Origin of the sequence: Pedobacter sp. MR22-3 (genome assembly GCF_026240075.1) — a bacterium.
In the GTDB taxonomy this organism is placed as follows: domain Bacteria; phylum Bacteroidota; class Bacteroidia; order Sphingobacteriales; family Sphingobacteriaceae; genus Pedobacter.
In genome coordinates, this window is record NZ_JAPIVF010000010.1 from 26,540 (window position 1) to 50,406 (window position 23,867).

Below are 23,867 nucleotides of genomic sequence, written 5' to 3' on the forward strand. Positions count from 1 at the left end.
CTTATTTTTGTACGCGCCAGCCTTCTTCTTTATCCAGCTTTAATTTATAGGTTTTGGTAATAAAATTACTGTTCTTATTCGCTTCTTTATCAAAAGGCTCAAAATCAGTGGTTATCATTTTTAACGAAACGGTAACCTTCGCTGTACTGGAATTCACCTGTTCAAAATTAACAGGCTTCTCATCTGCTAAAACGTATTCTACAGCTTTCACAGTTGCCCGGTCTGCATCTTGTTTCAACACCATTGAACTGGCTTTATCCGTTAAGTTAATCTGGTAAACAAAACTGCTGTCTTTTGAAAGAAATCTCTTTTTTGCCTGCTTTAAATTTAAAGTAATTAATCCCTTACTGGCTAAAGACTTATATTTTCCAAGTTCAAATAAATCGTTGGTACTGTTGAATTTTATCTCACCAAATTTAAAACGGATGGTTTTATATTCTGGATTGGCTTTCAAATATTCTGTAATCACCTCCCCGGCCTCATCCTGATTAATGGTAACTTTGGTTTTACATCCGGCTAAACCGATAATAATCAGCGATAATATATAAATGGTAATTTTTTTCATGGTTGTATCATTTGCTTTTAAAGTTATTTAATTTTAGTTTAACCGCAAAGGGTGCACATTGTTTCGTTTCAATTTTAACCACAGAGGGCACGGAGATTGCACAGAGGAAACAGAGCACAAGCTGGTTAAATGCAAAGAAAGTAAAAACTAACTACACGCCATACCCCGGTGTGCTCTGTACCTTTTTTCTCTGTTTACCCCGTGGTTATCATTTGTTTCAGCCTCCCAACTTTACGCTATTTGCGTTTTAACCCTCCATTCTTTGCGGTTAAAAACTTACGCCTTACGCTTCAAATACTTCAGATTTGGCAAAATCATGGCCGATAAGATGATCGCTACACCCACCCATCGCAAAAAAGATACCTGCTCCTGCAATACAAAGCCAGCCATCATCACCGCTACCGGCAGCTCCGCTGCGCTTAATATTGAACTTAGTGCTGTACCGATTTTGGGTACACCTTCGGCATAAAACAGCGGTGGAATAACTGTTCCGAAAACGGAAATGATTAACCCCCACTTTAACAGGCTGCCACCTAAAGCACCATTAAATAAAAATGCAGGTGGGAAAATAACAAATATCAATATACAAGCCCCGGTAATCATGAGGGCACTTTTTTTCAATGTTGGATATTCATTGCCGATTCTTCCGCTTAGCATTAAAAAGCCGGCATAACAAAGGGCAGCCAACAAACCAAAACCAATCCCTTTAAGGTTTAATGCTGAAATACTGGTTTCTAGCATTCCACTCGCCAGAACTGTTCCGCCTAAAACCAGCAGAACTGCACCTAATTGCAAGCCTGATGGCTTCTTTTTAAAAATCAGGAACTCCAGCAAAATGCTCATCCAGATAAATTGCATCAGCAAAATGATGGCAACAGAATTTGGAACCAGTTTAACACACTGATAGTAAAAAATACTGACAAGTCCGGTACAGGTTCCTGCCATGATCATTTTCCACCAGGGCGTAATGATTTTGATTTCTTTTGCCCGATATGTTGATGTCTTGCTTTGAATGAAAAATAAAACCCATAAAATCACCGCACCAAAAAATGCCTGCGCACCGGTTACGTCTCCTAAAGTATAGCCTTCGTGGTAAGCCAGTTTAACAAATGTAGAGAGGATACCAAAGCTACAGGCACCCAAAAAAACAAGGACAATTCCTTTTAACATATTGAAGTTGAAAGTTTAGCGTGAAGAGTTAAAGTAGAAAGCCTAATAAATTAATTTAACTTTATACTTTTAACTTTCAACTATAAAAGTTGTTGCAAATATTTCTGAACAGTGGTTTCCAGCCCCAAATAAAGTGCATCGCTAATTAAAGCGTGACCAATGGACACCTCTAATAAACCAGGGATGCTTTGGGCGAAGTAATGCAGGTTATGTAAATCTAAATCATGACCAGCGTTGATACCCAGGCCTAATTGATTGGCATGATGGGCAGCAGCAATATAATTTACAATCGCTTTCTCACGATCTGCATAATAATTATGCGCATAAGCTTCTGTATATAGTTCTATGCGGTCTGTACCAGTTTCTACGGCACCTTCTACCATTTCCACTACAGGATCTACGAAGATGGAAACCCTGATACCTTCTTTTTGGAAAACCGCAACCATTTCTTTTAAATAGTCCTGATGCTTAAGAGTGTCCCAACCATGATTGGAAGTAATCTGACCTTCGGCATCTGGCACCAAAGTAACCTGCGCAGGCTTGTTGGCCAAAACCAGGTCTACAAATTTATCTTCACGGCAATTCCCTTCAATATTAAATTCAGTGGCAATAACAGCCTTCAGGTCATATACATCCTGGTACCTGATGTGACGTTCATCCGGGCGGGGATGTACTGTAATCCCCTGGGCACCGAAACGTTCACAATCTAATGCCACCTTAACCAAATCAGGATTATTACCCCCGCGGCTGTTGCGAAGTGTAGCAATTTTATTGATGTTAACCGATAACTTTGTCATGCCTCAAAGATAGGGCTTTGCCGCTGTTAATCGGAAAGCTTAAAGAAATTTGACTTTTTTTTGCTCATATTTGTTCGAATTAAAATGAATTTAAAGGATACCACACTATATCAATTCCTGATCGTTTTCCTTGCACTGGCAAGCATACCGGCTTTATTCGGAGGCGTAATGGAACCCGACGGCGCATTATACGCTTCCATGTCGAAAAATATTATCCTGTTTCAGGACTGGTTTAACCTGTATGGCCGGGGTGCCGACTGGCTGGATAAGCCACACTTAACTTTCTGGATTACCGCCACATCTTTTAAAGTTTTTGGCATATCAGCTTTTGCCTATAAACTGCCTTCATTTCTTTTCGGCCTGCTAGGAGCCTGGTATTTGTTTCGACTCGCCAAAGATATTTACGATGAGAAAACAGGTTTAATTTCCGCAGTAATTTTTTTGAGTGCGCTTCACATCATTACCTCCACTTTTGATGTCAGGGCAGAGATTTATATTACCACCTTTACCCTTGCTTCCATTTATCATTATCATAAAGCACATCAGGCCTCTTTCTGGCACCTGATTGCAGGTTCATTTTTCGCTGCCTGTGCCATTTTGATTAAGGGTATTTTTGTACTGATTCCTGTTTTTGCCGGTTTTATTATCTACTGGCTATTTACTAAGCAATACAAACAATTGTGGCAGCCAAAATGGTGGATTGCAGTTGTATTGATTTTTGTTTTCATCACACCGGAACTTTATGCGCTTTACACCCAGTTTGATCTCCATCCGGAAAAAATTGTTTTTGAAAGAACAGGGGTTTCCGGCTTAAAATTTTTCTTCTGGGACAGTCAGTTTGGTCGTTTTTTTAACAATGGCCCCATTAAAGGGAAAGGCGATATTTCGTTCTTCCTGCACACCACGCTTTGGGCTTTCCTGCCTTGGTCAATATTATTATATACAGCTGTTATCAATCTTTTTAAGAAAAAAAACCGCATTAACTTAGCACCTGAAAGCATTATGATCTGGGCAAGTGCTGCCGTTACTTTTTTAATCTTTTCTTTATCCAAATTTCAGCTGCCGCATTATATATTAATTGTCTTCCCACAGTTTTCGATCATAACGGCATTATATTTAAGAAAGCTGGAAGGTAAAAGCCTTAAGGTTTTCTTTAATGTGCAAAATGTATTAGCCATTTTGGTTTTTGCATTACTTTCTGCTTTGAGCATAGTTTACGGCTTCGATTATCCTTATTTAATGATTGGGATGCTACTGGTAGTTTTAGCAGGTTCTTTTCTTTTTTTCAAAGGAATAAAATTAGAAACTATTATGGCAAGAAGTACATTTGTTTCGGTAGGATTGATGCTTTTCCTTTTTATCTTCTTCTACCCTGCAATTTTGAAATACCAGTCTGGAGGTATTGCCGGTGAATGGCTAAAGAAAAATTATCCAACTGCAAAGCCTGCTGTTTTAAATTATATCGATGCTTTTTCTTTTGATTTTTATGCGCCTGGAGAAGTGAAGTATCTACATAATTATGAGGATTTAGACAAGATTAAACATGAGCAGAATTTGGTAATCTATGTGCCAGAAGTGGAACTTACAAAATTAAAAAGTGAATACGGTGCTGAAGTTTTAAAGTCCTTTGAATACTTTCACATCACCAAATTAACAGGTAAATTTTTAAATGCGAAAACGCGCGCTCAGGTTTTAGAACATTTCTATCTTGTTAAACTGCATTAATATGGATGTATTTTTTCGCATTATAAAATTTGGCCTGACAGGCTTGCTAGGAATGGCCATCGACTTTGGTGCCACCTGGCTTTTTAAAGAAAAAGTCAAAGTAAATAAATATGTGGCTAATGCCATTGGCTTTAGCCTTGCAGTAACCAATAACTATTTAATTAACCGGGTATGGACCTTTCAAAGCACAAATGTACACTGGGGAACTGAATTTAGTAAATTTCTGGTGGTGAGCTTAATTGGATTAGGCTTAAATACATTTATTATTTACCTTTTTCACCAGAGAAAGAATGGAACAAACTTTTATATGGCGAAATTCTTCGCAATTGTAATTGTATTTGTCTGGAATTTTCTGGCGAATATGCTCTTTACTTTTAAGTAACGTTTTTGCCAATAAAATAAAATACCACAAGCCAGATCAATCCCTTAATCAGGAAGAATAAAAAACCGATTAAGCCTACACGCTTAAACCATAATTTTACCTTTTCTTTGTTCATGACCTTCTTTGGTAAAGATAAAATTTTTAGACTAAATTAGAAAGATTTTAAATAAGGAATAATGAAATTATCCAGATCGCTATACATTGTTTTGATGATGATGCCATTCATTGGCACCAATAGTTTCGGACAGAATTTTGATCAGATCAAACAGTATAAAGCTAATTTTTCTATTGCGGTCAAAGGCACTGATAAGTTCCTAGCCATCAGAAGTTTCGTTAATAAAACTCAAAAATATTTATTACTGGTCAATACAGAAACACTGGATACCAAATTGGATTTGGCTGGCAATTATAATACCAGTAGTTTAAAAGGTCCGGAAATAATGGCAACATTTAAGAACAGCCCATATATAAAATCCTTGCAGGCTGCAGCTACAAAAGACTTACAATTGCAAAATGCAGGGATAGACCATGCTATTCCCAAGGAAAAAGGGATTGCACTTACCATTGATCTTTGTCCTTCACATAAAAATCTGGATCGTATTATCTTTCAGTCGGTTTTTGATGAATTTAAAAAAATAGAACAACCTGCACCTATCGCCATTTCCGTATCAGGGAAATGGATGTTAAAACACCAGGATGATCTGAACTGGCTGAAAAGTCTGGTGCAGAAAAACGAGCTGGATATTACCTGGATAAATCACTCTTATCATCATGACGTAAATACCCTGCCATTAGCAGAAAACTTTTTATTGGCTCCGGGAACGAATTTAGATGTTGAAGTTTTAGAAAATGAAAAACTGATGCTGAAAAATGGCTTAACACCTTCCGTATTTTTCAGGTTTCCGGGTTTGGTATCCGATCAGCGCATCGTGAATAAAATTGAAGCTTATGGCCTAATCCCGGTTGGCAGCGATGCCTGGCTGGCCAAAGGGCAGCAGCCAAATGCCGGCAGCATTGTACTGATTCACGGAAATGGAAATGAAGAAATTGGGGTAAAAGATTTTATACAATTATTGAAAAACAAACAAGCTGATATCAAAAATAAACAGTGGTTGCTGTTTGATTTGAGGCAGGGTTTGGAAAAAGAGTTTGACCAGTAAATTTCTATTGATGAAAGGTAGTCAAATATAGATCTTCCACTTTTTTACGTGCCCAGGGCATTCTACGCAAGAAATTTAAACTTGATTTAATGCTCTGGTTGTTGGTGAAACAATCGATCCTGATTAAGTTACCCAGTTTCTCCCAGCCATAGTGCAACTGCAGATCCGTTACAATTTTTTCTAAGGTAATACCGTGTAAGGGATTGTTCTTTTGTATTTCTGCCATAGGTGGTTGTTAAGGTGAAATTTGGTAAGATGGATTAATATCTTGCACAAAGGTAAACTAAAATAATTAACCTTTATCAGCTCCCAAATCAGGGAGAATATTGTGCCATCCAAACGTTTGCTCCACCGCAGCTTTGATCATTAACCTGATATTTAAGTACTTTAAAATGATTTTTCAATAAAATGGATTCGTATCTTGATGTATCCAGGGAGGCATGAAATAAATCCTCACCTCCTATAAAGCCCCAGGCCTCACCATTTTCTGTTCCTGAAGTGAACAACAAGATACCTTTATCATGAAGGTGCTCTGCAAAAAACCTGAACATATCAGGCTGATCTGCGGCAGGCAGATGAAAGAAACTGTGCCAGGCAATAATGGCACTAAACTTTCTACCCAATTGAAGTTTTCGCATATCCTCAAGTATGAAATTTTCGGCAGGGAAACTTGCTCTTGCCAGTTCAAGCATTTTATCACTGGCATCTACACCTGTTACTTTCAATCCTGATTGAAGTAGATATTCCATGATGGGCTTACCATTTCCGCAGCCTAAATCTAAAACTTCAGCTTCTGAAGGCAGAAATTGTATCAGTTCATCCAGATAGTTCTTTTCACCTATCGAAGGAGATCGATTTTTTGAATACCAATCCGCAATCTTATCATAAACTTTGTAGACATTTTTTCGTTCAGCTGATTTATCCATCATTTAAGCATTAACAGCAGTTGCATCAATTTCTATTAACATCCCATCCAATGCTAACCTGCCCACCGGAATAAGGGTATTCGCCGGAAATTTAAGGTCTGGCCAGATTTTAGTTGATTCTTCAATCAGGATCTGATGTTTTTCATCGTCATAGTCTACAACCAGTGTAGTCAGTTTGGCAATATGCTGCATATTCAAACCTTTACTGGCGAGCGCAATCCCAATATTTTCAAAAACGATCTTTACCTGTGTTCTGAAATCATCACTTAAGATGCCATCCATTCTACTTCCACCCTGCCCCGCTACAAAAACCAATATGTCTTTGGCTGATACGGTAGCTACATGCGAGTAAGCATGTGCACGGGGATCATATATTCCTTCCGGATTCGTTATTTCTAAGTGGTTATTTTCCATCATTATTAAATTTCAGAAACTAAATTATTCATTTAATTGGATCAAATTGTAGAAATATTGCCATAAAAAAGCCCGGCAAACAAATGGCCGGGCTCAAATATAAATTCCGTTTATTTACGGCTGTACCTCATCAGTATATCCTGTGCTTTCACTATTCACCGGTTGATCCTGCCGTCCAGGTATTGTTATCCGGATTACTATCTGGTAAAACCTTATCCGGATCTAAAGTAACTGAAACAATTTCTTCAGTAGTTGGATAACGAACCAGCCAGCTGGTATTTTTCATCCATACATCAACCGGAACTTTAACTATATCGGTTTTACCACTTTTTGTTTTCACCTGAAGAATAATAGGCATCGGCATTTTTTCGAGGTTAAGCACTTTAATGGTATATCCGGTAAGCTTTCCATCGGTGGTTTTAACTTCCTGAACGGTACTTACGGCCTGGTCCATTTTCCAGTTATTTAAAAACCAGCTTCTCCAGAACCATGCTAAATCTTCGCCGGCCCCATTTTCCATTGAACGGTAAAAATCATACGGCGTAGGGTGTTTAAAGGCCCAGTTTTTAATATACTGGCGGAAGGCATAATCAAAACGATCTTCGCCTAAAATTTCATTTCTTAAAATATTCAATCCCCATCCCGGTTTGGCATATAGGTTAATGCCAATATTCGCTTCAGTCATCCCATCAGGCATTAACATGATGTTTTCAAATTTCGGGTTACCAATCACCTGTTTGCCAATGGCATTCATATTAGCAGCACGTTGGGCATATTCTCCATGATTAAAGTTTTTTGATGAAATGCCATTGATAAAGGTATTGAAACCTTCATCCATCCAGCCGAATTTGCGTTCGTTTGAACCAACAATCATCGGGAACCAGGTATGGCCAAATTCATGGTCAATCACGCCCCATGCACTGCCTTTTTTGGCAGTCCATCCGCAGAAAACAATGCCTGGATATTCCATCCCACCAATGTTTGTAGCTACGTTAACAGCCATGGGGTAAGGATATTCAAACCATTTGGTAGAATAATGTTCGATGGTGCTTTTTACATACTCCACACCTCTTCCATAAGCATCTGTGCCATTACTTTCTACAGGTTGTGCAGAAACAGCCAGTGCCTTTTTACCACTTGGTAAATTAATCCTTGCCGCATCTAAAACAAAGGCTTTTGATGAAGCCCATGCGGCATCACGTGCATTGATAATCTTATATTTCCAGGTTAATTTATCTTTTTCCGGACGAGATTTCGGATCAGTAACTTCTGCTTCTGTACGGATGTGAACCGTTTCATCACTGTTTTTTGCTGCATTCCATCTTTTTAATTGTTCTGGCGTAAATACCTCCGATGGATTTAAAAGCTCACCCGAACCCATTACAATATGACTGGCAGGTGCTGTAATGGCAAAGTTAATATCCCCATATTCGCAATAAAACTCACCGCCACCCCAGTAGGGTAAAGTGTTCCATCCCAGCACATCATCATACACACACATCCGCGGGAACCATTGCGCAATGGCAAAAATTTCACCGTTTTTAGTCGTTAAATGACCCGTTCTATCCGATCCTTCCTTCGGGACAACATAAGCATAATCAATTTTAATGGTAATGACATCACCATTTGCCGCTAAAGGCTGATCAAGGCGAATCTGCATCCTGGTATCCTCAATTAATGAAGTAAACTTTACCACACCCGATTTTTTGGATACACTTACATCTTTGATCTGGTATCCGCCATCAAACTTTTCACCTTGTGCGCCATAACGGCTACGGGCAGGCGTAATTTGTTTACCACGGGAATTTTCTTTAAATGTATTCTGATCCAGTTGTAACCATAAATACGGTAACTGATCCGGACTGTTATTTTTGTAGGTTAAGGTTACTGAGCCTGTAACCAGGTTTTGTGCCTCATCTAAATTGGCGGTGATGTTATAATCTACCCGGTTTTGCCAGTACTTCACTCCTGGCGTACCATTGGCTGAACGAAATTCATTTCCATTTTGTGTATAGAACAGGGGTCCAAAGGCATCTGCCGGATTATAATTGGATACTGGTGCAGCCTGTTGCGCAAAAGCAGATAAAGCCGAAGCACAACTAAAAGCGCAAATTGCGATTAGTCTGGTTATTTTCATATGAATAAGTTGCAAAGAAGCTGTAAATATAAAGAATAAGCACATACGACTACATATGTGCTTATAATGTTACCGCAAGAAATCAGGCTTTTATTAATTGACCTTTAATTTTGGTAAATCCTGTAATTTTTTCTGCTGTGGAGTTAATTTTTGCCAGGCAGCAAATGCTCTTGAGATATAATAATCATAACGATAAGGTCTTTCTGATTTTATCTGTTCTATTGACGGGCGATAAATGATCATAAAACTTTTAAGGTCTTCGCCCTGCAGTTTAGTTAAATCTGTAATGGCCTTCTCACTAAAATTTGCATCAATCTCTTCCTGATACATATCTTTCTCTTCCAGTTCAGCTTCTTTACGTTGTTGCCTTTTGTACTTCCCGTAACCCAGGTTCAGACCTAAACCTCCTACTTTATCTGTCATCCTTTTTCTGTTCAGATTTCCGCCTGTACTCAATAAGGTATATTTTTCAGCCAGCGGATCTTTGGCATCTGTAATCTGACTATTCATTCTTACGCCTCTCACATCCACATCAGCCAGGCTGTTAGATTTTACAGGGAGGTAAATGGTTCTGTTTAATAAATTGGTTAAGTATAAGGTATCAGTATGGTAACCCACTGCCGAGAATTCTATCAAATCGCCAATGGTAGCGGCAATAGTGTATTTACCTTCCCTATTGGTGCTGGTCGTTTTTTTGCTGTTCAGGTTGCGAACGGAAACACCAGGTAAAGAAATGGTTTTCTTTGAGTAATCGAACACAGTACCAGTGGTTACTGTTTGCGCAATAACGCCAACAGGCAGGGCAAGAAGAATAAAAATGATCAGCTTATACATATATCAAAAGTAATGGAGTAAATTTTTTAAAGCCCGCTTTTAACAAACTTTAACAATACAACAAATGTGTCAGGTTAGTGTTTGAACATAAAGTGCTTCATCGAAAGATATTAATATCGCCTGCCCATCTTTTTCAATAACGGGACGCTTGATGGCACTTGTATTTTCAATAAGATAAGCAATGGCCTTCTCCTGGTTATTGATATTGGCCTGTTCTTCTTTATTGAGTTTTTTCCAGGTCAGGCCCTTGCGGTTCAACACCGTTTCCCAACCGAATACAGCACACCATTCATTTAGCTTTTCTGCAGTGATCCCTTTTTTCTTAAAGTCGTGAAACTCGAAATCAATTTTATTTTTCTTTAACCAGTCGAGGGATTTTTTTACTGTATTGCAATTTGGGATTCCGTAAACGATCATATCATTATTGAGTGAGTGAATGGGTTAATTATTAAATGAATGAATTAGTGAATTAGTGAATTATTTAATGAGTGAATTATTTGCGCAAAGATAATAAGATAATGAAATATTCTTATTTATGCTTTAGATCCATAAACGCAGAAATCTTCCGTTCATCACATTTTTTAATGCATCCATCACATTTTAAATAACAAATAAATAACTCTTTGTAGCATTGCAGTATAATTTAGCATCACATGTACGTATTATCTGAAATTGCCCCACCCGATAAAGCAAAAAACATTAACCAGCTGGAGTTCTGGATTTCTACAACCCTTTACATTCTGGCGCTAATCAGTATTTGCTCACAAACTACTTATGGTTCTGGAAACAGCTACCGGTTTGAAGAGAGTGGCATTGATTTTTCTGTAATAGAGAATTTCTTTCTTCCTGAGTTATTCAAAATCAGCATTGTATACATCAGTTTCCTGCTTTTTAATTTCTGTTTTATGCCTCAGTTAACCCGAAAAAATAACATCGCATTGAATGTTATTTTATCAGTTATTGTTACCGCTATTTCAGTGATTACCTGGATGGTTGCCAATACTTATTCGCAAGCCTATCGTTTAATCGAATTTCACGATTTAAATCATGGGTATGGTCTTTTTTTCGGTGAGGCCTTTACCTACATTTTCTTTCTCTACCTCCTTTTTAATGTGTATGCCTATTTTAATGAACAGGGACTGGCACTCATCAATAAAATTCAGTTTCTGAAAAGCTATGGAAAGAGCATTATTTCCGAAATATTTATGGCCGCCAAAATATGGTTAATATCCTTAATGATTTTGATGGCAGTGATATCAGCTAAATCTGATAACGAAATTTTAGTATTCTGGCTTATTGCACCACCGGTAAATGTAATTCTCGCCTTTCTTTCCATTTACTATATTATCCCTAACCTTCGAAAGGAAATGAAGGGATTTGGACGCTATTTTTGGGGAAACGTAGCCTTATCAGCCCTCATCATTCCGTTACTTCTTCTTTTACTTGCCGGTTTTATGGGTGGCGGAAATGCAGTTCCACTGGCGTTAGTATTAACATTGATCAGTTTGGTTTGTATCACTACCCCAGCCGCCTGGTATATTTATAAAAATAAGTTTGAGAAGCAGACAGAAATACAAATGCTGAAAACTGAACTCGGAAAATCGGATGCCAGTTTAAGCTTCTTAAAGTCTCAGATTAATCCACATTTTCTGTTCAATGCCCTCAACACTTTATTTGGTACGGCCTTACAGGAAAATGCAGAACGAACCGGCGAGGGAATTCAGAAACTCGGAGACATGATGCGCTTTATGCTGCATGAAAATATGCAGGATAAGATTTCCTTAATGCGTGAGGTGGAATACCTGAACAATTATATCGATTTACAGCAGCTCAGAACATCACGGTCAGCAGATATTAACATTAACACCCATATTGAGGAACAACTGAATAACCTTCAAATTACCCCCATGTTACTGATTCCCTTCATAGAAAATGCTTTTAAACACGGGATCAGCCTGCAGCAGCCTTCCTATATCAAAATCACCCTGCAGACAAAAGAAAACACCCTGTATTTTGATGTAAGCAACACCATTTACATCAAGGCAGATCATGATCCTGAAAAATTAAAAAGTGGCATCGGACTGGAAAATGTGAAACAGCGTTTATCAATGCTTTATTATGGCAAACACGAACTGATTATTCGTGAAAGCGCCAAAGAGTTTTTTGTTCATTTAACCTTACAGTTAGATTTATCTTAATTATATTGCTGCCTTGAATACATAAGGATGATAGCTATTGCCATAGATGATGAACCCATTGCGCTGGATATTGTAAAATCCCATGCGGCGAAAGTGCCGTTTTTAGAGTTGTCAGAAACGTTTACCGATGCTTTTCTGGCCATCAGTTTCATGCAGGAAAATAAGGTCGACCTGATTTTTTTGGATATTAAAATGCCAGACATCAGTGGTATTGATTTCCTGAAAAGTTTAAGCAAGCCACCAATGGTGATTTTCACAACGGCATACACCGAACATGCGGTACAAAGTTTTGAACTGGATGCGGTTGATTACCTGCTCAAACCCTTCTCACTTTCTCGTTTTTTAAAAGCCTGCAATAAGGCGAACGAGTTGTATAACCTTCGCAACCAGACAACAGAAGCCAAAGCCAGTTATATTTTTATAAAAGACGGTTATGAACAAATTAAAGTAGAATTGACTGACATTCTCTACATGGAAGCTTCGGGAAACTATACGCAAATCCATTTGAAAGATAAATTGTTAAGTTCAAGAATCACGATTAACGATTTAGCAGAACTTTTGCCAAAAAATGCGTTCATCCGTTGCCATAGGGCATTCATCGTAGCTAAAAATCAAATAACAAAGTTTGACAGGAACCAGATCTGGATTGGCAACAAAATCATTCCCGTAGGCGCAACTTACAGCGGTATACAATTAACCTGATCAAAACTTACAACTGTTAAACATTTCTGTTTCCAACATTCAAAGCTTAGCCTTATCTTTACGCCATGTCAACACAACTTAAAAATCTTTCTGATTTCTCTCATACTACGGTGCCCAATGGTGCTAATTATAAATTTGGAATTATTGTAGCCGAATGGAATGCTGAGATTACCGGTGCTTTATACAATGGTGCTTTAAAAACCCTAATAGAAAATGGTGTGAAGGAAGAAAATATTATTTCTTTGCCCGTTCCCGGAAGCTTTGAATTAACCGGAGGAGCAGAAATATTATTAAGCAAAAGAAGTGATATTGATGCCGTGATTTGTTTAGGTTGTGTGATTCAGGGTGATACCAAGCATTTTGATTTTATTTGCGACGCCGTAGCGCAGGGCGTAACCAATGTAGGTATCAAATATAGCAAACCTGTTATTTTTGGGGTATTAACCACCAATAACCTGGAGCAGGCTCAGGATCGTGCAGGCGGAAAGCATGGTAATAAAGGAGATGAAGCGGCCATCACAGCAATCAAAATGGCTGATTTCGCGACAAACATTTAACCTTGTGCTTTCACAAACTATTTGTACCTTAGCGAATTAAATTAACCATCTGATGAAAAAAGTAGCCATCTTATTATTGGCGGTGTTTTGCACCATTACCATTTTAGAATCCTGTTCTTCTAAACTTTGTCCGGCATACAGCTCTTATCCTGAAGGCAGACGCAGAAGAAACTAAATACAAACACATTTATTAATTTTCATTTTTAGGTCATTTGCAGAACATTACCTTCATGCAACTGTTATCCCTATAAACAATATTTACTATGACTTGGGTTAATTTAACATCACTGGATCAGTTAAACGAAATTAAAAGTGCAGAAGGCTATAGCTTAATTTTTAAGCACAGTACCCGTTGCTCCATTTCGATGATGGCAAAAAGAAATTTTGAATTTAACTGGGACGTGATTCCTGAAGATACAACACTTTACTTTTTGGATCTGATCAGTTATCGCGAAATTTCCAATGCAATAGCAGAAGTATTTCAGGTGGCACACCAGTCCCCACAAATTTTATTGATAAAAAATAGTGAATGTGTTTTAGAAGCCTCACACAGTGATATCTCTGCAGATGAAGTTGCAGAAGTTATTGCAGCCTAAACCACATCTTAATAGTTCAAACATAAAAAAGGGCGAAAAATTATTTTCGCCCTTTTTTGTGTACTATCCTGAAACCAATCAGGTATTTTCTATTTCCAAAACTTTAGAAGTTCTTACCCTGGTTTTTTTACAAAGTTCCGCATCATTTGATAATTCCTGACCATAAGTGGGGATCATATCTCTGATCTTGGCCTGCCACTCATCTGTAGCGAGGTCTTCCTTAAAACAACGCGCCAGTAATTCCAGCATAATGGAAACTGCAGTTGAGGCACCAGGTGACGCACCCAACAAAGCTGCAATTGAACCATCGGCAGCACTGACCACTTCAGTACCAAACTCCAGTACCCCGCCCTTTTTTGCGTCTTTTTTAATCACCTGAACCCTTTGTCCGGCATATTCCAATTCCCAGTCCTTTAATTGAGCCTGAGGTAAATATTCTTTTAATGCGTCTAATCTGTCTTCAGGAGATTGTCTTACCTGATCAATTAAATATTTTGTTAAATCGATGTTGTGCAATCCCGCAGAAATCATCGGACGGATATTGTTAAACTTGATTGATTTAGGTAAATCAAGAAATGAGCCGTTTTTCAGAAATTTTGTAGAAAAACCTGCATATGGCCCAAAGAGTAATGCCTGTTTGCCATTAATCATCCTGGTGTCTAAATGCGGAACAGACATTGGAGGCGCCCCTACAGCTGCCTTTCCATATACTTTTGCATGGTGTTTGGCTATAATTTCATCATTCGTACATTTTAACCACTGGCCACTTACCGGAAATCCGCCAAAGCCTTTTCCTTCCGGAATACCTGATTTTTCCAACAAAGGCAAGGAACCTCCACCAGCACCGATGAACACAAATTTTGCCGTGCGCTTACGGCTATCATTGGTTTCCAAATCTTTAACCCTAACGATCCAGTTGTCATCCTTATTTTTTTTCAGATCGCGGATTTCATGATTAAAATAAAGATTTACATTTTCCTGTTCCTTCAGGTGGCTGAACATATCACGGGTTAAAGAACCAAAATTAACGTCAGTTCCCAGATCCATTTTGGTTGCTGCAATTTTTTCATCTTTCTTGCGACCGTCCATAATCAAAGGTGCCCAGGTATCAATTACTTTTGCATCCTCCGTATATTCCATCTCACTGAACAGGGTACATTTTTGCAATGCATCATAACGCTTTCTCAGGTACTCTACATTCTTCTTTCCCCAAACAAAGCTCATGTGCGGAATTTTGCGAATAAAGTTTCCCGGATTTGAAACCAATCCTTTTTCAATAAGGTAAGCCCAGAACTGTTTAGAAACTTCAAAGTTTTCGGCAATCTGTACGGCCTTTTTGGTTTCAACCGTACCATCCTTTTTTTCGGGAGTATAATTCAATTCACAAAAAGCAGAATGACCAGTCCCTGCATTATTCCAGGCATCAGAACTTTCTGCCGCCGCAATGTCAAGTCTTTCGTAAATTTCGATGCTTAAACCAGGTTCTAATTCTTTTAATAAAACCCCAAGGGTAGCGCTCATAATACCTGCGCCTATTAAAATCACATCTACGTCAGTTTTGCCAACTGTCTTTTTCTTTTTAGTCATTTTATATTAAAGGAGTTACAAATTTAGAATCATTTTAAACATACAACGAATTTTGCAGTCGGAAAACTAAAAAAATTGCCAAAAAATTAGAATTTAATTTAGTAAAATATTTTTTTCGAGAATCTGATTCGCAAAAGCCATTCCGTTTTAAACCAACTGATCAAAATTTGATAAAAATGGCATTATAAAAACAGAACCAAAGATCATATCGCCTGAATTAAAAAAATCTATTGCATAAACAAACATTTGATCCTGCGATAGTTTGAAAAAAGACTAGTTTTGATTAGCCAGCATTTTGGTTTACCTATTTATTTTAAATGATAATGATGAAGTATTCGCTCTTATTAATTTGCACAATTTTCCTTTGGGCTTGTTCTGGTGACCAAACAGATGAAGCCTTACTTCTTTTGGATAAACAAAAGCTACAGGAAAACATCAATTATGATAAAATCATTTTTTATAAGTTTACCAAAATTGCCATTCGTGCAAATGCGGTGCTGGACACTAATATGTCCGAGTATCAGCATTTTTCTAAGTACAACCAATCTGTTTTGTCGTTAATGGACACCAGCAAGCATCACATTTCGGTGTTGGAAGCCTTTAAAATCTACAACAATTACCGTAAGGTCAAAACTTTTGTAAAAGAAACCGACGAAGATATTTTCCCGGGATTGATACAGGGTTTTAATGTGCTCTACGGTGCGCCAAAAGTAAATTTAAAGACCATTGACCCGGCAGAAAGGCTTCTTACGCAGAATATTGAGCACGCCATTTTAAGCATGGCAGTATTAACTACCCGGGATTTAGGTCAGCCATTTGCCTTATATGAATGCTCAAAAACACAGCCCGAACTTCTGCCTGACTCTGAAATGAAAACATTGCTGGAATTTGTACGGGGATTCTTATTTTTTGGAAATAACCTGTATTATCTTTCAGAGGATGGTTTATCAAGAAATATCAGGTGGCTTGATCAAAATAAAGATATGCCTTTGCCATATACTAAGGCTTTTCTTGGCTGGAGAAATTTAAGTGACGCCCAAACTCATATTGCCTTTGATGGAATGAATTACCTATTCAGAGGCTTCGACAGAATGCGCATGGCACGCAAGATTGATGAAGAAAGATCTTTAGAAGACTTTGAATGCTTTTTAAAGGATATGAATAAGCTAGGCCTTCAAAACGAATTGGTATGGATTATTGACGCTTATCTGCATTTAAAAAGAGATCAACCGGAAAAAGCTGTTCCTGCGCTTGAAAAGCTAAAGAAAAGCCCTTTGTTTTCAGACACAGAACATAAGGCTTTTCAAGAAATCATTGATTTTGCAGGTGAAAGAAAATCAGATGCAGCGTTGAATGGTGTTTATGATAAAGCCTTTATCACCAAACTGGTTTCAAAATACATGATTGCTACCCTATCAAAAATTAACTGGGAACGGGTAATGAAGGAAAACGATGTTCCACACACCAAAGAGATTTTTGCAGGCATTCATAAATTCAGAAACCTTTCAAATGCAGTTAGTCAATATACCGGGTCATCTACTATAAATAACGGTAAAAAAGAAATCACCAAAAAAGGGAATGCGCTATTGAATCAAGCAAAAAGTTTATGGTAAGCTATAAGTCGGCATGTCTAATTTGCAGGATCTGAATCGGAGAATTTGCATTTCCTTTAAAAAGTAACCTTCAAACATTACAACATTACAACATTTCCATATTGTTACATTTCAATCCTAATCCTTAACTTTGCATTATGATTGATCTACCAGTTGTACCTGCAGTAACCGAAGTTAAACGTAAACCGGATTGGTTGCGTGTAAAATTGCCTGTTGGCAAAGAATACGCTCAGGTTCGCAGTCTGGTTGATACCCATAAACTCCACACCATTTGTGAAAGTGGTAACTGTCCGAATATGGGCGAATGCTGGGGTGCTGGTACTGCAACGTTCATGATTCTTGGAAATATTTGTACGCGTAGCTGCTCTTTTTGTGCTGTGGCTACCGGACGGCCCTTAGCTGTTGATGTTGATGAACCCAATCGCATTGCCGATTCAGTAAGATTAATGGGGGTAAAACACTGCGTAATCACATCAGTAGACCGTGATGATCTGAAAGATGGTGGTTCTATTATCTGGGCTGAAACATTGCAGGCCATCCGCAGGGAAAGTCCGGTAACAACACTGGAAACTTTAATTCCTGACTTTAAAGGGCAGTGGGATAATTTATACCGTGTGCTGGAAGAACGTCCGGAAGTGGTATCACATAATATGGAAACGGTTAAACGCTTAACCAGGCAGGTAAGAATTCAGGCTAAATACGACAGAAGCCTGGAAGCGCTGAAAAGAATTTCTGATTTTGGTTTGAGAACTAAAACTGGTATTATGCTTGGTTTAGGTGAAACGGATGAAGATATCTTTGAAGCGATGGATGATCTGGTTGCAAATGGTGTACATATCCTAACATTGGGCCAGTATTTACAGCCTACCCGCAATCACCATCCGGTTATCGATTGGATTCATCCTGATCAGTTTGCCATGTATAAAGAAGTGGGTTTATCAAAAGGATTAAAATATGTAGAAAGTGGTCCACTGGTTCGCTCTTCCTATCATGCTGAAAAACATCTTTTCCCGATTGATGGTATAGCATAAAGCAGAAAATGACTGCGGTTTAAAAAATGTTTTAAAAATTGCACTCCCTGCAGGAATTTCTTTATAAAACATTTTTTTGCTTTTCGTGTTCAGTAATGTATCTTAGCAAGCATAGTGACCGCATTGAAAAAAACTACATTAACTGAACCTGAACTTGTTTTTGCACTACAATCGAGAGATTCGTCAGTGTTAAAAACACTGTATGGGATGTATTCATCTGCACTTTACGGCGTTATTTCCAGGATTATCACCCATACGGAGCTTGCTGAAGATGTATTGCAGGAAACCTTTGTAAAGATCTGGCAATCTGCTGAACATTACGACAATTCCAAAGGAAGACTGTTTACCTGGATGATGAATATTGCACGAAATTTATCTATTGATAAGTTACGTTCTAAAGATTTTAAAAATTCACTCAAAAACCAGGATATAGAAAATAACGTAAGTTTCGTTGATGAACAAAACAAAGTTACTTTTAACCCGGATGTACTTGGGATAAAGCAGCTTGTTGAAAATCTAAAACCGGACTTACATGCCGTTCTTGATTTAGTTTATTACAAAGGCTATACACATGTAGAAGCCGCAGAAAAGTTAAATCTGCCATTGGGTACGGTAAAAACCCGCATTCGTTTGGCTATTATTGAATTGAGAAGGAATTTTAATTAAGCGTGGAAAATTTAAAAGCATATATCGAATCAGGAGTACTTGAACTGTACGTTTTGGGTGATTTATCGCCCCAGGAAGCGCTGCAGGTACAGGAACTTGCCAGTCAGCATCAGGAAATCAGAAATGAACTTGCTGCCATTGAAGATGCGCTGGAAAAATATGCCATGCAAAATGCAGTACAACCTGCTGCGTTTGTTGAAACAAAACTATTTGAGAAATTAGGTATTGGTGCAGATGAAGAAACTGAGCATGTTCTTATACCATCTTTAACACAAGAAACAAAAATAGTTCAGCTTGAAAACCATAGCGGAAAGGTAAAAACCTTGCGTTATGCACTGGTTGCCTGCATTGCACTTTTGTTGATGAGTACAGCGGCATTGTTTATCACCTATAGTAAGTTAACCGATGCACACGACCAGATTGCGAGTTTAAATTTAGATAAACAAAAATTTGCAGGTGTTGTAAGCAAGCTCGAGTATTCTAACCAGGGATTAAATAATCTGGTACAGATGAATGAGAGTAAAGAATGGGCAACCATCAAAATGAAGGGGCAGGCCATAAGTCCTCAGGCAAAAATGAATGTCTATTGGAATAAAAAAAATAAAAATGTTTTGATAAATTACCTGGCAATGGATCTTCCGAAGGCAGATGCGCAACATGAATACCAACTTTGGGCAATGGTAAATGGAAAACCGGTAAGCCTTGGTGTATTTGGCAAAACGGATTCGACTTCAAAAGAAGCCCTTTTAAAAATGCAAGCCATTCAGGATGCACAGGCTTTTGCAGTAACACTTGAACCTATGGGTGGAAGTGTAAACCCAACGATGGAAAAACTAACCGTAATGGGTGGTGTTTAATTAGAATATTTAAATAAAAAAATCCCGGCAGGTTTTAAATTTGCTGGGATTTTTTATGATATTTTTATTTTTGTGCGTATTTCACTTCTTCATATGGCTGCACTAACACCCAGCCCTCTCCGAAAAACTCTAATTGAAATGATTCGCCACTCCCTCTTCCGATGAATGAGCCGAAAGTAAGATTGGTCTTAATATTAGGTGATAAATTTTCTGACCAGGCCACTGTTGCATTGGGATCCGTATAAACCGGCTGATTGGCACTTACCCTCAACAAAATGGGCTCTCCGTGTGTGGTAATGGCAATATACCCGCTGCCAGATAATTTAACCTGAAATAATCCGCCACTCATCATTCCTGCAACACTTTTTAACATCTTGATTTCATTCTTAATGCTGTCTTCAAGTGCCAGAACATCGTTTCCATTCACAAAAACGGATTCATTCTGAAGTTTAATGATTTTAACCTTTTTACCTTCATCGGCTAAATAAAGTTTGCCTGTTCCTGTTGCATGCATCAATGATGTGCCTTCTCCGGATATCGCTTTTTTCAATAAGCCGCCTAATCCTTTACTTAACAAACCTTCGCGTTTAAAATCAACGTTGCCAATATAGGCTACCATCGATCCTGCTTTGGCCATAATTTTCTGGTTTTTCAGATTGACTTCCAGCAAGGCAGGTTTCTCCAGTTCAAAAAAATCATTTTCATTGGGATCTTCTGCCGATTCCTGAATGAGCTCCTTTAAGGTATACTCTTTTTTTGTTTCCATAATTAAATATTGTTTTTCGGTTTTCTAACACCCTCATCAATTCGTGAGCCAAATCATTTTATAAATAGCTGTTTGCCTGAAGTATGCACACGAATAAAAAAAATACGGCTCTTAAACATTCCCAAAAGGGGTTTAAGCCATTTTTAATTTGTGATTAATTTTTTCAGTAATACCATATCGTTAGTGATAACTTAGGCAAATCGGACACTTTTAAAAACACATTTATCACTGAATAGATCCACCCGAATAGTACTCAGGAAATTACATGCGTCAATTACATCAGCTTCTGAATGGTATCCGCAATTCCGGCAGCTACCTGTGAAGCCGTAACCACAAATTTATGCTGAGCGAGGCTGTCACCGGTTTTTCCATGTACAAAACAACCTAAAACAGCGGCATCGGCAGGCTTATATTTTTGCGCTAAAAAAGCCGCAATTACTCCGGTTAAAACATCGCCCATTCCGCCCTGCGCCATGGCAGGATGACCGGTTGAATTAATTAAAACTTCACCTTCGGTAGTACAGATAAAAGTAAACTGATTTTTAAGCACAATAACGACCTGTAATTTAACAGCCTGTTCTTTTGCAGTTTGCAACCGGTCCCACCAGTTGTCGTGTGACCCGAAAAGCCGGTCAAACTCCTTCATATGTGGTGTTAAAATGGAATGTGCGGGCAACTTGCCTAATAAATCTGGCCATTCTGATAATATATTTAAGCCATCAGCATCAATAATCAATGGACAATCAAATGTCATCAAACTTTCCATTAAACGCTCATTTTCAACAGAAACACCTAAACCTGGTCCTACAGCAATGGCCTGATATTTCCCTGGGTGTTCTATCCGGGTATATTCATCACGTGGTAAAGCCATTACCTCGGGAAGGGCTGTGTTCAGTGCAATTAAGCCGCCAGGAGGAATACACGCAGTAGTTAAACCTGCACCGGTATGCAGACATGCCATGCAAGAAAGCAGGGCGGCACCCATGGTATTTGTATTTCCGGCAATAATTAAGGCATGACCATAGGTACCTTTATGGCTGAACAATCTCCTGGGTTGGAGTATATTTTTCACATCGCTTTGCTCGATCAGATAAAAACCTGACGTTTGTTTCTGCATAAAATGCTCATCTAATCCGATTGCCACAACTTCAACCTGTGTTGTCGCCTGTACCGATTCAGGCAGAAAAAAATTAATTTTTGGCCGTTGGAAACAAATCGTTTTAAAGGCTTTTATTCCATTATATTCTTTTGGCAACCTTCCTTCTGCAAAAAAGCCAGTCGGTACATCAACAGCATAAACCTTTCTTTGCGATTGATTGATCAGTCTTGCCAGTGCTGCATACTCACCTTCCAGGGGCTTATTTAAGCCGGACCCTAAAATAGCATCTATAATGATATCGGATTTGATACTTTTTAAATCTGCAGCTGCATTTAAAACTACCTTTTTACACCTGGATTCTTCCAGCCGCTGAAGGTTAATGGTAAAATCAGCACTTTGCTTTTCAGAAAAATTAACCAGGTAAACTTTTATATTATTATATCCATTACTGAGTAAAAGATGTGCTATAGCCAGTCCGTCGCCTCCGTTGTTCCCCTTACCACAAAATATAGCAATGCTTTTATACGTGTCGAATTCATCTCTTAAAAAACTATGTACAAAGGCCCTGGCTGCCTTTTCCATTAAATCAATAGAAGCAATAGGCGTATTTGCTATCGTAAATTCATCCGCTTTGCGCATTTGCGCTGAAGTAAGTAGAGTCTGCATTAAACTAAGTTAAGATTTAAGTATAATAAAGAATTGTGTATTATTGTTTTGGCAAGATATTCAGGTGTTGAAAATGATCGGCATAAATACTGACCAACCAAAAATTATATATCTTTAACCTTTACCATTAATAAATCAATTACATTTTTATTAAACGCTAATCAAATGAACCAAAAACCATCAAATGCATTTATAGCTGCTTCCTGGATTGCTTTAGGCACCGGAATGATCGGCTTTATTGTTGGCCTTTGGCGTTCAGACATGCTGCTGAATGAAAAAGGATATTATTTCACTGTTTTAATGTTTGGCCTTTTTGCTGTAATTTCCTTACAAAAAGCTGTTCGCGATAAACTGGAAGGCATTCCAGTAACTGAAATTTACTATGGCTTAAGCTGGTTCTCTACTTTGCTCACCATTACCCTGCTGGTGATTGGCTTATGGAACGCCACACTATTGCCCAGTGAAAAAGGTTTTTATGCCTTTGCTTTTTTACTTTCGCTTTTCGGTGCCATTACTGTTCAAAAAAACACCAGAGATAATCAGATCTCCAATAAAAATCTCAATTAATCACTTTTTATTTAATGGCTGAAAAAATAATTATTGGTGTTACCGATTGCAGCAAATTCTCTATTTATCGGGATTGGGTATTATCATATGATAGCCGCATAGCGGTAATTCAGCTGGGTTATAAACTGGATAATTTTGAAGCCATCAGAAACTGCCAGGGGATTGTATTAACCGGTGGAGAGGATGTGCATCCCCGGTTTTATAATCAGCCAGACTATTATCCATACTGCCATGAAGATGATGTGGATGAACTCCGGGACGAATTTGAATTTAAAATTTTAGCATATACAGAGGCAAATCATATTCCGGTTTTGGGCATTTGCAGGGGAATACAGGTTGGCAATGTTTTTTTTGGCGGAACTTTAATTCCGGATATTGCCACCTGGGGAAAGTTTGACCATTCTAAAATGCCCGACAAGCAAGACCGTTATCATGAGATTATCATCAATCCATCTTCCTGGTTAAAACAAATTGTACATACTGATTTTGGTTTGGTTAACAGCAATCACCATCAAAGCACCGATCGTATTGGCAAAGGTTTAGTGGTGAGTGCCATTTCACCAGATGGTATTGCCGAAGCCATAGAACGCCTTGAACCCGCTGGCAAGTCGTTCCTTTTATTTGTGCAATGGCACCCTGAACGTTTAAAGGATCAGCAAAGCCGCTTTAGCAAAAACCTGCATGATGCATTTATACAGTCCATCAAAAATCGGCTGTAACTTTCGCTATGGTATACACAGGGAACAGCTTCCAAAACCATACTGACTTCATTAAGCCCTTAAACTCTCCAATACATTAATCGGCACTGATTTTTAAGCACTAAATCGACTTAGTAAAGCCATTCATGATTAG

Annotated in this window: 26 protein-coding genes; 14 read left to right on the forward strand and 12 right to left on the reverse strand. The window is 38.2% G+C overall.

Annotated features, from left to right (window positions below):
- Position 1: 1 nt before the first annotated feature.
- The 3 genes from OQ267_RS21480 to OQ267_RS21490 form a co-directional block, all read right to left on the reverse strand.
- On the reverse strand, positions 2-565 hold the full coding sequence (locus OQ267_RS21480; RefSeq protein WP_265838017.1) for a hypothetical protein: 564 nt from the start codon (positions 563-565) through the stop codon (positions 2-4).
- Between the two features lie 276 nt (positions 566-841).
- Complete coding sequence (locus OQ267_RS21485; RefSeq protein ID WP_265838018.1) at positions 842-1,735, reverse strand: EamA family transporter; 894 nt, start codon at positions 1,733-1,735, stop codon at positions 842-844.
- A gap of 80 nt (positions 1,736-1,815) precedes the next feature.
- Positions 1,816-2,532: a pyridoxine 5'-phosphate synthase gene (locus OQ267_RS21490; RefSeq protein ID WP_088303041.1), complete on the reverse strand. Its 717-nt coding sequence runs from the start codon at positions 2,530-2,532 to the stop codon at positions 1,816-1,818.
- Between the two features lie 84 nt (positions 2,533-2,616).
- Here OQ267_RS21490 and OQ267_RS21495 point away from each other — a divergent pair, with 84 nt between their 5' ends.
- The 3 genes from OQ267_RS21495 (at position 2,617) to OQ267_RS21505 (ending at position 5,799) form a co-directional block, all read left to right on the forward strand.
- Positions 2,617-4,257, forward strand: a complete 1,641-nt coding sequence (locus tag OQ267_RS21495; protein ID WP_265838019.1) for an ArnT family glycosyltransferase — start codon at positions 2,617-2,619, stop codon at positions 4,255-4,257.
- 1 nt (position 4,258) lies between these two features.
- On the forward strand, positions 4,259-4,639 hold the full coding sequence (locus OQ267_RS21500; protein ID WP_088303039.1) for a GtrA family protein: 381 nt from the start codon (positions 4,259-4,261) through the stop codon (positions 4,637-4,639).
- A gap of 176 nt (positions 4,640-4,815) precedes the next feature.
- Complete coding sequence (locus OQ267_RS21505; protein ID WP_265838020.1) at positions 4,816-5,799, forward strand: polysaccharide deacetylase family protein; 984 nt, start codon at positions 4,816-4,818, stop codon at positions 5,797-5,799.
- A gap of 4 nt (positions 5,800-5,803) precedes the next feature.
- Here the strand turns inward: OQ267_RS21505 and OQ267_RS21510 are convergent, their stop codons facing one another.
- The 6 genes from OQ267_RS21510 to OQ267_RS21535 form a co-directional block, all read right to left on the reverse strand.
- Entirely contained in the window at positions 5,804-6,025 is a 222-nt protein-coding gene (locus OQ267_RS21510; RefSeq protein ID WP_088303037.1) for a VF530 family DNA-binding protein, read from the reverse strand.
- A gap of 88 nt (positions 6,026-6,113) precedes the next feature.
- The gene (locus tag OQ267_RS21515) at positions 6,114-6,728 is read right to left on the reverse strand and encodes a class I SAM-dependent methyltransferase (protein ID WP_265838022.1); all 615 of its coding nucleotides are present in this window, start codon (positions 6,726-6,728) and stop codon (positions 6,114-6,116) included.
- A complete protein-coding gene (locus OQ267_RS21520) occupies positions 6,729-7,142 on the reverse strand; it encodes a RidA family protein (RefSeq protein WP_265838023.1) in 414 nt (137 codons plus the stop codon). It lies immediately after the preceding gene.
- A gap of 148 nt (positions 7,143-7,290) precedes the next feature.
- Positions 7,291-9,276, reverse strand: coding sequence for a M1 family metallopeptidase (locus OQ267_RS21525; RefSeq protein WP_265838026.1), 1,986 nt, complete (start codon positions 9,274-9,276; stop codon positions 7,291-7,293).
- Between the two features lie 93 nt (positions 9,277-9,369).
- A complete protein-coding gene (locus tag OQ267_RS21530; protein WP_265838028.1) occupies positions 9,370-10,110 on the reverse strand; it encodes a carboxypeptidase-like regulatory domain-containing protein in 741 nt (246 codons plus the stop codon).
- A 69-nt stretch (positions 10,111-10,179) separates the two neighbouring features.
- Positions 10,180-10,527, reverse strand: coding sequence for a Spx/MgsR family RNA polymerase-binding regulatory protein (locus OQ267_RS21535; protein ID WP_088303034.1), 348 nt, complete (start codon positions 10,525-10,527; stop codon positions 10,180-10,182).
- Between the two features lie 236 nt (positions 10,528-10,763).
- Between OQ267_RS21535 and OQ267_RS21540 the strand changes: the two genes are divergently transcribed.
- From OQ267_RS21540 to ytxJ, 5 genes are all read left to right on the forward strand, one after another.
- The gene (locus tag OQ267_RS21540) at positions 10,764-12,308 is read left to right on the forward strand and encodes a sensor histidine kinase (RefSeq protein WP_265838030.1); all 1,545 of its coding nucleotides are present in this window, start codon (positions 10,764-10,766) and stop codon (positions 12,306-12,308) included.
- Between the two features lie 27 nt (positions 12,309-12,335).
- Positions 12,336-13,010, forward strand: coding sequence for a LytR/AlgR family response regulator transcription factor (locus OQ267_RS21545; RefSeq protein ID WP_265838032.1), 675 nt, complete (start codon positions 12,336-12,338; stop codon positions 13,008-13,010).
- A 65-nt stretch (positions 13,011-13,075) separates the two neighbouring features.
- Positions 13,076-13,567 carry a 6,7-dimethyl-8-ribityllumazine synthase gene (ribH, locus tag OQ267_RS21550; protein ID WP_088303032.1) on the forward strand — a complete coding sequence of 164 codons (492 nt, stop codon included), beginning with the start codon at positions 13,076-13,078 and terminating at the stop codon, positions 13,565-13,567.
- 52 nt (positions 13,568-13,619) lie between these two features.
- A complete protein-coding gene (locus OQ267_RS21555; RefSeq protein ID WP_255353659.1) occupies positions 13,620-13,742 on the forward strand; it encodes a hypothetical protein in 123 nt (40 codons plus the stop codon).
- Positions 13,743-13,830: 88 nt separating this feature from the next.
- Positions 13,831-14,163, forward strand: a complete 333-nt coding sequence (gene ytxJ, locus OQ267_RS21560) for a bacillithiol system redox-active protein YtxJ (RefSeq protein ID WP_088303031.1) — start codon at positions 13,831-13,833, stop codon at positions 14,161-14,163.
- 78 nt (positions 14,164-14,241) lie between these two features.
- Here ytxJ and OQ267_RS21565 read toward each other — a convergent pair whose 3' ends face one another.
- A complete protein-coding gene (locus tag OQ267_RS21565) occupies positions 14,242-15,750 on the reverse strand; it encodes a malate:quinone oxidoreductase (RefSeq protein WP_265838034.1) in 1,509 nt (502 codons plus the stop codon).
- Positions 15,751-16,073: 323 nt separating this feature from the next.
- Here OQ267_RS21565 and OQ267_RS21570 point away from each other — a divergent pair, with 323 nt between their 5' ends.
- The 4 genes from OQ267_RS21570 to OQ267_RS21585 all read left to right on the forward strand — a co-directional run bounded on the left by OQ267_RS21570 (position 16,074) and on the right by OQ267_RS21585 (position 19,917).
- The gene (locus OQ267_RS21570; protein WP_265838037.1) at positions 16,074-17,363 is read left to right on the forward strand and encodes a hypothetical protein; all 1,290 of its coding nucleotides are present in this window, start codon (positions 16,074-16,076) and stop codon (positions 17,361-17,363) included.
- 137 nt (positions 17,364-17,500) lie between these two features.
- Entirely contained in the window at positions 17,501-18,394 is an 894-nt protein-coding gene (gene lipA / locus OQ267_RS21575; protein ID WP_088299375.1) for a lipoyl synthase, read from the forward strand.
- Between the two features lie 114 nt (positions 18,395-18,508).
- Positions 18,509-19,060 (forward strand): RNA polymerase sigma factor, encoded by a 552-nt coding sequence (locus tag OQ267_RS21580; protein WP_088299376.1) that lies wholly within the window; start codon positions 18,509-18,511, stop codon positions 19,058-19,060.
- A 2-nt stretch (positions 19,061-19,062) separates the two neighbouring features.
- Positions 19,063-19,917, forward strand: coding sequence for an anti-sigma factor (locus tag OQ267_RS21585; protein WP_265838039.1), 855 nt, complete (start codon positions 19,063-19,065; stop codon positions 19,915-19,917).
- Positions 19,918-19,981: 64 nt separating this feature from the next.
- On the opposite strand, the gene OQ267_RS21590 is transcribed toward OQ267_RS21585, so the two are convergent.
- Positions 19,982-20,683, reverse strand: a complete 702-nt coding sequence (locus OQ267_RS21590) for an AIM24 family protein (RefSeq protein WP_088299378.1) — start codon at positions 20,681-20,683, stop codon at positions 19,982-19,984.
- Between the two features lie 274 nt (positions 20,684-20,957).
- Positions 20,958-22,448: an NAD(P)H-hydrate dehydratase gene (locus OQ267_RS21595; RefSeq protein WP_265838040.1), complete on the reverse strand. Its 1,491-nt coding sequence runs from the start codon at positions 22,446-22,448 to the stop codon at positions 20,958-20,960.
- Between the two features lie 165 nt (positions 22,449-22,613).
- On the opposite strand from OQ267_RS21595, the gene yiaA reads away from it, so the two are divergent.
- Together yiaA and OQ267_RS21605 are read left to right on the forward strand one after the other, a co-directional pair.
- Positions 22,614-23,015: an inner membrane protein YiaA gene (gene yiaA / locus OQ267_RS21600; protein ID WP_265838042.1), complete on the forward strand. Its 402-nt coding sequence runs from the start codon at positions 22,614-22,616 to the stop codon at positions 23,013-23,015.
- Between the two features lie 14 nt (positions 23,016-23,029).
- Complete coding sequence (locus OQ267_RS21605; RefSeq protein WP_265820067.1) at positions 23,030-23,734, forward strand: gamma-glutamyl-gamma-aminobutyrate hydrolase family protein; 705 nt, start codon at positions 23,030-23,032, stop codon at positions 23,732-23,734.
- Positions 23,735-23,867 lie beyond the last annotated feature (133 nt).